Annotated in this window: 9 protein-coding genes, 2 rRNA genes and 1 riboswitch; of the genes, 7 read left to right on the top strand and 4 right to left on the bottom strand. The window is 30.4% G+C overall.

The window, feature by feature from the left end; translation table 11 throughout:
* The 5 genes from Q0516_RS08425 to Q0516_RS08405 form a co-directional block, all read left to right on the top strand.
* A 23S ribosomal RNA gene (locus Q0516_RS08425) occupies positions 1 to 336 on the top strand; the annotation flags it as partial.
* 83 nt (positions 337 to 419) lie between these two features.
* Positions 420 to 536, top strand: a 5S ribosomal RNA gene (rrf, locus tag Q0516_RS08420).
* A gap of 751 nt (positions 537 to 1,287) precedes the next feature.
* A complete protein-coding gene (locus tag Q0516_RS08415; RefSeq protein WP_299237591.1) occupies positions 1,288 to 2,748 on the top strand; it encodes a L,D-transpeptidase family protein in 1,461 nt (486 codons plus the stop codon).
* A 1,154-nt stretch (positions 2,749 to 3,902) separates the two neighbouring features.
* Positions 3,903 to 3,978, top strand: a riboswitch (cyclic di-GMP riboswitch).
* Between the two features lie 55 nt (positions 3,979 to 4,033).
* The gene (locus Q0516_RS08410) at positions 4,034 to 5,272 is read left to right on the top strand and encodes a hypothetical protein (protein ID WP_294466922.1); all 1,239 of its coding nucleotides are present in this window, start codon (positions 4,034 to 4,036) and stop codon (positions 5,270 to 5,272) included.
* Between the two features lie 130 nt (positions 5,273 to 5,402).
* Positions 5,403 to 6,437, top strand: coding sequence for an alcohol dehydrogenase catalytic domain-containing protein (locus Q0516_RS08405; RefSeq protein ID WP_294466919.1), 1,035 nt, complete (start codon positions 5,403 to 5,405; stop codon positions 6,435 to 6,437).
* Between the two features lie 48 nt (positions 6,438 to 6,485).
* Here the strand turns inward: Q0516_RS08405 and yyaC are convergent, their stop codons facing one another.
* From yyaC to Q0516_RS08385, 4 genes are all read right to left on the bottom strand, one after another.
* On the bottom strand, positions 6,486 to 7,040 hold the full coding sequence (gene yyaC / locus Q0516_RS08400) for a spore protease YyaC (protein ID WP_007050779.1): 555 nt from the start codon (positions 7,038 to 7,040) through the stop codon (positions 6,486 to 6,488).
* 97 nt (positions 7,041 to 7,137) lie between these two features.
* Positions 7,138 to 7,842 carry an ATP-binding protein gene (locus Q0516_RS08395; protein ID WP_294466917.1) on the bottom strand — a complete coding sequence of 235 codons (705 nt, stop codon included), beginning with the start codon at positions 7,840 to 7,842 and terminating at the stop codon, positions 7,138 to 7,140.
* Positions 7,843 to 7,865: 23 nt separating this feature from the next.
* Positions 7,866 to 8,708 (bottom strand): N-acetylmuramoyl-L-alanine amidase, encoded by an 843-nt coding sequence (locus Q0516_RS08390; RefSeq protein ID WP_294466915.1) that lies wholly within the window; start codon positions 8,706 to 8,708, stop codon positions 7,866 to 7,868.
* A 61-nt stretch (positions 8,709 to 8,769) separates the two neighbouring features.
* Positions 8,770 to 10,356, bottom strand: a complete 1,587-nt coding sequence (locus Q0516_RS08385; protein WP_294466913.1) for a hypothetical protein — start codon at positions 10,354 to 10,356, stop codon at positions 8,770 to 8,772.
* A gap of 180 nt (positions 10,357 to 10,536) precedes the next feature.
* On the opposite strand from Q0516_RS08385, the gene serS reads away from it, so the two are divergent.
* Together serS and Q0516_RS08375 are read left to right on the top strand one after the other, a co-directional pair.
* On the top strand, positions 10,537 to 11,802 hold the full coding sequence (gene serS, locus Q0516_RS08380) for a serine--tRNA ligase (protein WP_294466911.1): 1,266 nt from the start codon (positions 10,537 to 10,539) through the stop codon (positions 11,800 to 11,802).
* 9 nt (positions 11,803 to 11,811) lie between these two features.
* Entirely contained in the window at positions 11,812 to 12,756 is a 945-nt protein-coding gene (locus tag Q0516_RS08375; protein ID WP_294466907.1) for a hypothetical protein, read from the top strand.
* The last annotated feature ends 46 nt before the right edge of the window (positions 12,757 to 12,802 follow it).

The following is a 12,802-nucleotide window of genomic DNA, read 5'->3' as shown; positions in this document are numbered from 1 at the left end:
TAAAGCGGTACGCGAGCTGGGTTCAGAACGTCGTGAGACAGTTCGGTCCCTATCCGTCGTGGGCGTAGGATACTTGAGAGGAGCTACCCCTAGTACGAGAGGACCGGGGCGGACTAACCTCTGGTGCACCGGTTGTCACGCCAGTGGCATAGCCGGGTAGCTAAGTTGGGACGGGATAAGCACTGAAGGCATCTAAGTGCGAAGCCCCCCTCAAGATTAGGTATCCCTTTCTTTATGAAGTAAGAGCCCTGATAGACTATCAGGTTGATAGGTCGCATGTGTAAGTGCAGTAATGTACTCAGCTGAGCGATACTAATTGCTCGAGGACTTGATCTAAAGATATAGGTACTTGTGGTTTAGAATCTTATGCAATTTATAATTATCTCTTAAGAGGGAGTTAAAAATAAAATAGTTTAAATCCTCGTGATGATAGCGACGGTGTAACACCTGTAAACATACCGAACACAGAAGTTAAGCCCGTCCACGCCTATGGTACTTGTCTGGAGACGGACTGGGAGAGCGGGTAGTCGCGGGGTTTTTTTTATGTTTTGTTGGCAGTGACTTTTATAGGTCGCTGCTTTTTTCTTGATTCTTTTATTATTAAAAATATATTATTATATGGAAATATGATATTTAACTTTAATGTATGATTTTTAGTTTACTTCTATTTTACTGCTTTGTTTATGTAAGCTTTTAGATATAAAGAAAGATAAAGATCATGATCACATTTATATATTGAAATAATTTATTTTTACTTTTTTACTTTCTTTTACTTTAATATATTTATACTTATAGATTAAACTTTTATGTTTTATGATTATTTATATAGTGTTAATACTTATTCTTTACTATTTTCTGAGAGTGTTATTTTCTAAAATTTCCTTATGTATTTTGCTTTGTTGTTCATGTTTATTATTTATGGCTTTTTTCTGACTCTTGGCTTTTTTTATTTTTACTTTTATTGTTGTTAAAATACTGTTACCAATTATTTACTTATTACTTATTGATTTTTGTTCTTTTTCTTGATTTTCTTGTATATATTATTATGTATAAGAATTTAGCTTTAATAGAATAATAGATTTTACATATTTTATGATTACTTTTTGACTTTTTAATTCTTTTACTTGTTTCATCTTTGTCGATTTATGGTATAATGAGTCGAATATCGTTAAAGTTCTATACTTAAATAATATTTAATCTATTTACAAGGTTTTATTTATGAAAATTTTAAAAAAATATCGATTACTTTTTATTTTATCAATACTATTAATTGCTCTTATATCTTATATGTGTGTAAATAAAAATTATAATGTAAAAACTTTTCCCAATGGAACTAAAATCAATAATGTTGATTGTTCCGGTCTTACTGTAAATCAAGCAGAAAAGAAACTAACTAAAGAGTGGAATAAAAAGCATTTTACTATTTACGAGAGTGATGAAAAAGAAATAAAATCACTTCCTATGGTTTGGGATATAAAAGAAATTAAAAGTAATAGTGAGAAGTTATCTAAAGATTTATTAGAACATAATTTAACTAACAGTAAAGAACCAAAGGTACTGGGTGAATTATCTGATTTGGATATCTCTTATGATATTAAGGATAGGATTAACTCAGCGCTCAATCCAAGTCTACTTACATCTTTTTTAAGAAAAATACATATTGTTAGTAATAATATCAATATAAATATGGAAATCAAAAATGTTAATAAAACATTTAATGAACAATTTAAAGATTTGAATATTTTTAATAAAACAGATAATACGATAATTACCAAAGATGCTTATATTGATTTAAACAGTGATAATTTCGATATCGTTAAAGAAGTTTACGGAAACAACATAGATAAAGAATTAGTAAAAAGTACGATTTTAAATAATATATCCAAAGGCGAATTTAATATGTATTATTCTCAAAAGGAATTTTATGATAAACCTGAAGTTACTTCAACGAATAAATTACTTCTTGAGGAACAAGAATATTTGAGGAATTTAGACTTTCCTGAAATAACTTATAAAATATACGGCAATACTGTAAAAGTTAAAAAGCAGCAAATCTTGAAGATGTATGGTATTACACAAAAAAGTTTAAGTAAAAAAATTAATTTAAAGGACTTGAAAGTCAATAAAAAAGCTGTAAAAAAATATGTACATAAATTAGCTGAAAAATATGATACTGCATGGTCAGACCATGAATTTAATTCCACAAAGCAAGGTAAGATTACTGTGAGCGGCGGAGATTATGGGTATTTTATAGACGAAGATAAAGAAACCTCAAAACTGATTTCCATATTAAAGAAAAAGAAAAATGTTGTCAGAACGCCAATATATTCTCAAAAAGGATACAAAAATGCCAATGATATAGGAGATAGTTATGTTGAAATTGACTTGACATATCAGACGTTGTGGCTGTATAAAAACGGAGAAATGGTTACCAGTACTCCGATTGTTACCGGAAGTGTTGCTTCCGGGTTTTCGACACCTCCGGGAGTATATATTTTAAAGTATAAAACTATGCATACCACTTTAAAAGGTAAAAATGCCGACGGTTCAGACTATGAAAGTCCGGTTACTTACTGGATGCCTTTTAATGGAGGTATAGGTATGCATGACGCTACATGGCGAGGTACATTTGGCGGAAATATATATTTAAGCGGAGGAAGTCACGGATGTGTTAATATGCCTTATGAAAAGGCGGGAATAGTTTATAGGAATATTTCTGCGGGATATCCTATTGTAGTTCATTATTAAATTGATTATAAAAATTAAAATCGATATAAAATTAATTGATAATTTTATATCGATTTTTTATATATCTTTGTATCTTTTTATTTATTATTATAAGAAAACGAAAATAAAATAAGTTATTTTTATTTTTTTTAGTTACATATTAAAAATTTTAAATAAATTTATTATAAACCCTTGAAAACGTATAGCATTCTGCATATAATATAAATATAGAAAACGTTAACAAGTCATGAAGGTCATGACAGCAACTATAAGTTATTTAAGATATAAAAGGTTGCATTTAATTTTATTTAAATATTCTGATACTGTAAAGAAAGTAAAAGGATAATGGTCAAATAGATTTATTTAATATTTGTCTATACTATTTAAAAAAGCACTTAGAAGTAATTAAGAGTAAAGATGTATAAGTTCATCGAAATTAAGAAAGGAAAAGTGGAGCTTTAGATATATAGAAAGTATTAAAACTATATTTATTCAGAGATATAGAAATCTACAAGACTTAAATAAATTAAATATTGTGTAACGTTTAGGCTGAAAATCCAAAATGTATGGAGAAGAAAAAATAAAATGTTGAAATAAACATTATAAAAAATCTTTTCAATATAAAGTACATTAAGGATTAATATAAGCGGATACAAGAGGAGGTAATATAAGGAAGCATCAATAATAAATAAGAGATTTATAACAGGGCGGTAAGTGCGGGAGGCACAAAATAATTAATTATATATATGGAGACGAGTAAATCTCCAAAGAAGGAAGATTAATAAATAGTTAATCAGAAGAATAGTTGGTTGTAAGAAAAATAAAACCTGTTGTAAAAGAAATTAAGATAGTAGTTAAATAAAGAAAAATACGATTGGGTAGTAAGTCAGAGGTGAAGATCGTAATAGTAGCCGAGGACCGAAGATATTGTAAGTAAATAAGTAAGATGTTGAAATTTAATTAAAAACTACTATAAATAATGCTAAATTATATTATGAAACTTGTTGAAACTTATGAACAAGTATTAAGTATAATCTTAATACAAATCGAAAGAGGAACCGGAATAAACCGGTTCTTCTTTTTTATTGACCTATAAGTTACAAGTTACAAAATAACAGGAAATTTATTAAAAATATCTTTACAAATAACCAAATTGAGTATATAATTAATATACAATTAAATATGGGCAAAACTGTGGAAACACAGTGACGCAAAACTATAGGGCCTGTAAAATGGCAGCCAGTTGCATTCAGTTCTAATAGAATTGTCTTACTAATTGAATTAATTTTGAATGAGGTAAGAAAAAATGATTAGCAAGAATGACAAATATTTAAAAGGTAAAAAAAGTATTGCGTTACTTCTGATTTTATTATTAATAGGTTTTGGTGTTGTATATCCTAATTTTATTGCTGATAGAAATGTAAATGACAGTGTATCTATTACAGATAACAAGACTCCTTTAGCATCAGGTAAAGATAAAAGCAATAAAGCCGATGCTGTAAGTAATTCTTCATCTGTTATAAATGCAGCAAATAATGCGATAAATAGTAATACTGTAAGGACTAATACTATAAGCAGACTTTCTGCTGATAGTATAATGAGTAATCCTATAGTAAAACCTATACAAAATAATAATAGCGTATCTAATGTATCCGGTAAAGATATTATTACATCTTCTGATTCAAATAAAGAAGAAGTTAAACCTGAAGTACCTTCTGACTTGGAAAACGAAGTAGTAACTCCGGAACAACCTATTATACCTGACAATGAAGAAGAAACACAAATACCTGAAGAACCTTCTAAACCTGCTTTAACAGCAAAAGACGGAATTGAATGGTTAGAAAAACAACTTAATGCTGAAGGATCTGATTTGTATAATTATTTCCATGGCGGCAAAGGTGATACATTTAATGGATCATTGGATTCAAATGGATATAACTTTGCACCAAATGTAAACGAAGCTTTATTAAAAGAGTTTGGTTTGGATAATATGGATAGTATTACATATAGGATCTGGAAGGACAAAGCAAGCGGTCAATACAATATTTTCTGGGCAGACTGTGGAATTAAAAATAATAATAACGGTGAAGCTATCGAAAGTACTGTAACTAAGTATAATACTAAAGATAAAGTATATATCGAAGGAACAGCGACTGTGAAAGCTAAAAATGACGGAAACAGCAATTTGAATATCATTGATGGTTCCAGCTTTAAAGAAACCGTTAAAGAGAAATCTGTTAATTCTGTTAAGACTATCAAGATAGCGGAAGAAAAAGCTAGTGAAAATAGTTCTAAAGCAAACATTATTAAAGATGAAAAAAAATCTGATAATGAACAAGTTGTAGAGACAGCTGAAGCTTCTAATGAAGAAGCAGCAGAAGCTATCAATGAAAATACAACAAACAAAGAAGAAGTTATTTCATCAGAAAATAATTGTGAAGAAGCTTTAGCCGAAGAACCTGCTATAAGTGAAGAGCAATCTGAACAAGCAGAAAATATTGCAGAAAATCAAAATGCTGATGTAGTTATTTCCGAAATGGAATAACCTAAGAAGAAGATCGGATAATATCCGGTCTTTTTTTATTATAAAATTTCGTGTGGGAAAATAAAATTATAAATTTAGATAATAATTGTGATACAATATAAATAATAAATTTTGCTTTTGGGAGGAAATAATGAAAGCACTTGTATTAGAAGACAAAGAAAAAGTTGTTTATAAGGATGTTCCCAAACCGGAATGTCCCAAAAATGGTATCCTTTTAAAGATCGATGTAGTAGGACTTTGCGGTTCTGATGTAAGGACATATTCTTCAGGGGTGAACGGACTTGATTTTCCGTTTATATTAGGTCATGAGAATATTTGTATAATTGAAGAAATCGGAGAAGATGTAGAAGGTTATAAAGTTGGGGAAAGAGTTATTGTAAATCCAGTAATTCCATGCGGAAATTGTTATTACTGCGAAAAAGGTATGCAGAACTTATGTAATACCAGACTTACATACGGTCATCACTTACATGGAGGATTCGCCGAGTATATGTTGATTCCTGGAATAGGTGTTCAAAGAGGACAAATCCTTAAAATACCTGAAGGTGTAAAAAGTGAAGATATGGTCGTTGTTGAACTATTATCCAGCGTTGTAAATTCTCAGGAACTTGTTAATGTTACTCTTGGAGATACCGTTGTAATCATAGGTGCGGGGCCTTTAGGCTGTCTTCATAGTGAAATCGCAAGACTTAGAGGTGCTAAAAATATAATAATGGCTAACAGAAGCGAAGCCAGACTTGAAAAAAGTAAGCCTTTCAGCGGTACTCATTTTGTAAATACATCCAAAGAAGATTTAAAAGAAAAAGTAATGGAAATTACTGATGGCATGGGAGCGGATGTTGTTATAAACGCTACTCCGGCATCAAAAACAATAGAAGACGGCATACATTTATTAAGAAAACAAGGAAAGCTTCTTATATTCGGAGGACTTCCAAAAGATAATCCAACTGTTAATTTAGACGGGAACCTTCTTCATTACAGTGAAATACAAGTAATAGGCGGATTTTCCACTACTCCTGACAGCTTTAGAAAAGCATTTGAAGTCGTTGCTAAAGGTATGATCAATGCTAACCTTGTGTCTCATATCCTTCCTTTGAAGGATATGGAAAAGGGTGTGAAAATGCTTAAAAGCGGGGAAGCATTAAAAGTCGTATTAAAACCATAATAAAAAAAGACCATATGGTCTTTTTTTATTTGTAAAAGTAAATTAAGTTCATTGCAGCACAGCCGAGCTTACGCAGTAAGGAGAATCACTCAATGCAATAAAAATAGAATTAGCAACGACTTTTGCCATTTCATAAATATTGTTTAGTCTAAGTGTGGTAAGAGAATTTATCGCGTCTTTTTCATTGTTGCTTACGACTAATGTAAGTGAAATATCGCCGCTTAGAGGCAATTTCTTTCCAAGAGCACTTCCCGGGAAAATACCTTCATTAAGTAAAATTATATCTCCTATATTTCCTTTCCCCGAAATCATCGAATCTATTACGAATATAGGTTTGTCGGGATATTTGTTTTTTATTTCATCTAGGGTTTCTTTTATGTTTAATGCATGTATAGGCTCTTTTATCGTTCCATAGACAGGATTTTTTATATAATTATAACTTGTAAGCAGGCTTCCTACTAATGGCGCAAATGCATCTCCTATGCATTTATCCGTACCTATCAGAAGCAGAACACAATCTTTTTTTATATTCTTTTTTATTTCGTAAGATAATTTATTTATAATGTCTTCGTCTAAATAATTGAAAATTTCTTGTTTATCCACATTTACTCTCCATAAAAAATATATACTAATTATAGTAACTAGCGTATAAACAATATGTAGATATTTGTATAAAATAAAAGTTTTAAATATTATAGTATTAGCGTAGATTATTTAAGTTGTTCTTTATTGCCGTGAACATTCTTTCATCCACCATTGGAATTTGTTTTTTTAGATATTTCATCAGTTCTTTCATTTCTTCTCTTTTTGTAAATCCGTCTGCGGGACATCCGCTTTTTATAACAGGTATATTTTCCGTTTTGACCGCATGTATTATATCTTTTTCTTTTGCATACAATAGAGGCCTTATAGAGTATACTCCTGTTCTGTCTAAATATGTTACAGGTTTGAAAGTATGTATTCTTCCTTCATAGAATAAACTTAAAAGAAAAGATTCAATAAAATCATCTCTGTGATGTCCGTATGCAATTTTATTGCTTCCTATAGATAAAGCCGTTTCATTTAAAGCTGCTTTTTTCATCTTTGAGCATAATGAGCATGGATTTTTTTCTTTTCTTTCATCGAATACTATTTTTGCGATATCGGTCTTTACGATTTTTAAGGGTACGTCTAAATCACTGCAGAAAGCTTTTAGCTGTTCAAAGTCCATGTTGTCAAAGCCTACATCTATGCTTACTGCTGTAAGCTTGAATTTGACCGGAGAGAAGTACATAAAAGTCTTAAGTGCCTTTAAAAGTATCATGCTGTCTTTTCCTCCGGAAACTGCTGCACATATATGTTCATTTTCATTTATCATATTATAATCCTGTACTGCTTTTCTTAAACATCCCAATGTTTTTCTCATAACTACTTTATTCCTTAATTGATTTAAAAATATTTATTTACGCTTTTAACTATTTTATTTACCAGTTTATCTTGATTTTCTTTATTTTTTATTTGTTTTGCTTCATTTTTGTTAGATAAAAAACCACATTCAATAAGTACACTTGGGCAGTTTGCCATCCTGAGAACTCTAAAGTTATTATCTTTTACGGCATTTCTTTTACTTCCCACCAATGGAGTAATATAATCAAGCTTATTCATTTGGTCATTTAATATATTTGCAAATTCAAGACTTTTTTTTGCCTCTTCACAAAGCGATTTATCTTTGACGATAACACTGCTTCTGCCTTTTGATGTCTTTATTTCTGCTGCGTCTAAAAAATATACGGTTGTGACTCCGTCTTCCATTACTTCCTTTATAAACGGATATTTTTTGCCGCCTTCTTCTACATATACATCTTCATTATCAATATTTGCTTTATATGAAGAATAATAAATCGTATAACCGCTTTTATTATTTACTGTACCGGTTGAGTCATGATGAATACTTATAAATAAGTCAGGCTTGATCCTGTTAGTTATTTTTGTTCTTTTTGTAAGAGATACTTCCTTTTCGTCTTTTCCCGGTTCTCTTGTGAATTTTACTTTGTAACCTTCTTTTTTCAGTGCTTCGGCTAATTTTAATGTAACACTGTCATTTAAAGTATACTCCAATGTTTTTTCTTTATCTACTCCGGTAGCCCCTTTATCTGCCGATAACTTCCCGCCGTGACCCGGGTCCAAAAGGATTGTATATCTGTTTTGGGGGGAAAAGTTTATAAGCAAAAGAATTACCAGTATAGACGTTATTATTATAAAAAATTTTTTCTTTTTTTTATATCTTTTCATGATTTTATCTTACCTCATAACAAACCCACAAAATGTTATATTTTGTGGGTTTATAAATGGTCTATAACTTATCTATTAAATCAGCTATTTTATCAAAATCATCTTCCGAGAACAGTAAATCTACATGATCTTTTTCTTTTATGATTTCTTTAGATTTATCATTTTTAATATATTTTGATGTGTCTTTTTTGTTTTTTATTTCCTCTAAATTTTTATTGTTATTATCATTGAGCATATTGATGATTTTCAATTCTTCTTCTGTAAATTCAGGTTTTTTGACAGTATTTTGTTTTTTAGTCTTATGACTATTTAGTTCTTCTTTTTTTAAAACTTTATTATTTTTAATCGGTTTGTTATTTTGTGTATTTTTATTTATAGTCTTTTGATTTTGTTTTTTAGCTGTCTGCTTCTTAGGGTTTTCCCCGGTATTTACATTTATATCGGTTTTTAAAATATCATCGCCGAATTGTTCTTGTGATATGCTTTTCCTTTTTATTTCTTTGTTTTCAGATGTGATTTTTGCATCATCATACATAGATTTAAGGAAAGCATTTGCGTTTTCTGCTTTCAATTTCTTATTATCATTTATAAGAGGACTTGAAAGAAGTGCTTCGGAAAGTTTTTTATCTTTATTTTTTTGATTATTTAATTTATTTTCTCCGGTTTTAATAACTGTTTTTTGTTTTATATATGGATTGGTTCTTTTTCTCTTTTGACCTATTTTTTTATATGTAGCTTCCAAAAGTTCCTTATCACTTAAATTCTTTTTCTTTCTTGGCTCTTCTTTTTGTTTTACTTCGATTTCTTTTTTTGTTATATCATACATCTTTAACATTAAATCATGTTCCTGCATATCGACTATTTTGGAGCGTTCATTTAAAGAGGTATGTATTGTTTTAATATTATCAAGGACGCCGTCTAATATTTCTTGCTGTTCGGATTTCTGTTTTTGTTTTAATGCCAACTCTTTTTCTGCTTGTTTTTCTTTCTCAATCTTTTCCAATTCCTGTTTGATATTTAATTCCTTTAATGAAAGAGAGTGTTCAAAACTTTTTAATTCTTCTTCTTTTTTTCTTAGCTTTTCTTCCATTTCCTTGAGTCTATTCAAAGACTCTTCGGTTTGTTTTTGTTTTTCTTCCTGTTTTGCCTTGTTTTCAAGAAGTTCTTTTTTTATCTTATTTAGTTTAAGCTCTTCTCTATAATCCATAGGGTCATCAAATACTTGAGGAAGAGAGCCTTCTTCTTTATCTTCATCATCTTCATATATTTCCTCCACTTCTATAACGCTTAATAGAAGGGAACGTGAAATAGTTTCTACGATTATATCTACAGTCAAGGCTATTAGCTGAAGATATGTAGAAACTCCTATTTTAAATATAAATCTAAGCAAAATAAAAACTAATAGGTTTGCGAAAGTTACGCTCCCTATTTCGAATATTATTCCTCTTGTTTCGTCTTTATATAAACCGGCTATGAAATATATCAAAAGTTTAACTATAATAAGTAATGGGATATACTTTGGAAAAGCAGGGTCGATAGCTAAATTATTTGCGTTGAATACAGTATTGCAAATAACATAAGTTATCGCCATAAAAAGTATATCTATCATTACTAAAAATACTAATTTAACTATTTTTTTTGTATCCACTGACATCACCCTTATTAAATATCATTTCATTATATCACAAAGTGATGAAATACCCAAATATAAATTTTGGGCAGAATGTATATAAACCTTCTTTTTTCCCTATTATAAAAGTATCTTGTTGACCTAATATAAAAAAAATATTATAATATAAGATAAATTTGTGATTTGTTAGGAGATATTATGTTAGATATAAAAAGAATTAGAACCAATACCGAAGAAGTTAACGAACTTCTTAGAAGAAGAGGGGACTACAGCGTCGATGAAATAGTTAAGCTGGACGCTGAAAGAAGAGAATACTTAAAGAAGGCCGAAGAGGGTAAGGCTGAACAAAATAAAGTTTCTAAACAAATCCCTGTGATGAAAAAAGAAGGAAAAGACGTCAGTGAGCTTTTAAAGGAAATGAAAGAGCTTTCCGGCGAAGTTAAAGAATTTAATTCAAAAGTCGGTGAACTTGAAGAAAAGATAAGCGACTTGATTTTATCTATTCCAAATACTCCAAATAAAGATGTTACTGTCGGTAAAGATGAAAATGACAATAAAGAACTGATCAAAGTAGGTACCCCGAGGGAATTTGATTTTGAAGCTAAAGCACACTGGGATCTTGGTGTTGACCTTGGATTACTGGACTTTGAAAGAGCGGTCAAAATTTCCGGAGCGAGATTTTCAATGTTTACCGGTATGGGAGCGAAGCTTGAAAGAGCTCTTATTTCGTTCATGCTTGATACTCATACGATTGAAAATGATTATGTTGAGATTTCTCCTCCTTTTATGGTAAACAGAACTTCAATGACAGGTACGGGACAGCTTCCAAAATTTGAAGAAGACGCTTTTAACATAAAAAATAATGATTATTTTTTGATACCTACAGCGGAAGTTCCTGTTACGAATATTCATAGAGGTGAAATTTTAAACGAAGAAGATCTTCCTAAATATTTCACAGCTTATACGCCATGCTTCAGAGCAGAAGCCGGAAGTGCGGGAAGAGATACGAGAGGTCTTATAAGAAATCATCAATTTGATAAAGTGGAATTGGTTAAGTTGGCTAAGCCGGATAACTCATATGAAGAGCTTGAGGACTTGACCTTGGAAGCGAGAAAAATATTGGATTTATTGGAAATTCCATACAGAGTAATAGAGCTTTGTACCGGAGACTTGGGTTTCTCTGCTGCTAAAACTTATGATATTGAAGTATGGCTTCCAAGCTATAACAGATACGTAGAAATTTCTTCTTGTTCTAATTTTGAAGATTATCAGGCAAGAAGAGCTAATATAAGATACAGAGATAAGGACGGAAATGTTAATTTTGTCCATACATTGAACGGTTCTGCATTGGCTGTCGGCAGGACTTTTGCGGCAGTTCTTGAAAATTATCAAAATGAAGACGGAAGTGTAACGGTTCCTAAGGTTCTTAGAAATTATCTCGGCGGAATGGATGTAATAAAATAGGTTGAAAATATGGCGATAAAAAAAAGAGTGAGAAAAGTAGCAAAGAAACCAAGAAAAAAAGAAGATATATTTGAAGATTTTAATTTTAATAATATAGACCAAAATGACGATAATGATATAGATATTGATTACTCTGATAATGATATATTTAAAAATATCGATTTTGAAAAGCGAATTAAAAGTGATACTAAAACAAATCAAGTTTTAAATGACGCTGAGCCAAAAGAAAATCAAGTTATTGAAAATAATAATGAAGACGAGTTTTTTGAAGAAGAGGAAATTGAAAATATTCCTTTAAGAGAAGCTTTAAAATTTAAAATAACAGGTAAGACAATAGGTATATTCGTAGGGATTTTAATAGCTGCGTTTGCACTAGGTTTTACTTTGTCTAAGGTATTTCCCGGCGGGAAAGTATTTTACTCTGTAGTCAATTTGTCAGATGTAATAACAGACGGGAAAGTTGAATGTACTGTAAGCGATATAGTTGTAACAGATACACTATCTTCCGTTAAGGCTTCAAACGGAAATACATTTGTTTGTATATATTATGAGTATAAAAATATTTCTGATGAGGATTTGAAATGGGAGCAGCTGCCTTTTACTACTCTCGGCGGATATGATACTGATAAACCGGGACTTACACCTGATTATGAACTTAGCAATGATAGTATAAATAAAGACGCATTAAGGGAATATTCTTATATAATGGGCGTAGACCTAAGAGATGATTTAGATCCATTGAACCCCGGACAAAGCCGTGATGATGTAGATGTATATGAAATAAAAAAATCTGCACTTACCGATAAGAAAATATATCTTACTTTTGATATCTACGATAAAGCTATAAAAGTAGAGGAAGGTCTAAGTACACTCCCTAGCCTTAAAGAAACAATCAAAGAAAATAAACAGGAAATAAAAAAAGAACAGGAAACAGTAGGTATAACAAATAATTAAGAAAGATTTAACGGGATAATAATTATATATATTATCTCGTTTTTTA

It is taken from the genome of uncultured Anaerofustis sp. (genome assembly GCF_938029165.1).
Taxonomy (GTDB): Bacteria; Bacillota; Clostridia; order Eubacteriales; family Anaerofustaceae; genus Anaerofustis.
The sequence above is the reverse complement of the archived record's forward strand: the minus strand, read 5'-3'. Positions and strand labels throughout refer to the sequence as shown.

What these genes read in the sequence shown, in the direction of transcription:
- Q0516_RS08395 (WP_294466917.1), bottom strand. Translation starts at nt 7,842, where the DNA reads ATGAGAAAAACATTGGGATGTTTAAGAAAAGCAGTACAGGATTATAAT.
- Q0516_RS08390 (WP_294466915.1), bottom strand. Translation starts at nt 8,708, where the DNA reads ATGAAAAGATATAAAAAAAAGAAAAAATTTTTTATAATAATAACGTCT.
- Q0516_RS08405 (WP_294466919.1), top strand. Translation starts at nt 5,403, where the DNA reads ATGAAAGCACTTGTATTAGAAGACAAAGAAAAAGTTGTTTATAAGGAT.
- Q0516_RS08375 (WP_294466907.1), top strand. Translation starts at nt 11,812, where the DNA reads ATGGCGATAAAAAAAAGAGTGAGAAAAGTAGCAAAGAAACCAAGAAAA.
- Q0516_RS08410 (WP_294466922.1), top strand. Translation starts at nt 4,034, where the DNA reads ATGATTAGCAAGAATGACAAATATTTAAAAGGTAAAAAAAGTATTGCG.
- Q0516_RS08415 (WP_299237591.1), top strand. Translation starts at nt 1,288, where the DNA reads ATGTGTGTAAATAAAAATTATAATGTAAAAACTTTTCCCAATGGAACT.
- serS (WP_294466911.1), top strand. Translation starts at nt 10,537, where the DNA reads ATGTTAGATATAAAAAGAATTAGAACCAATACCGAAGAAGTTAACGAA.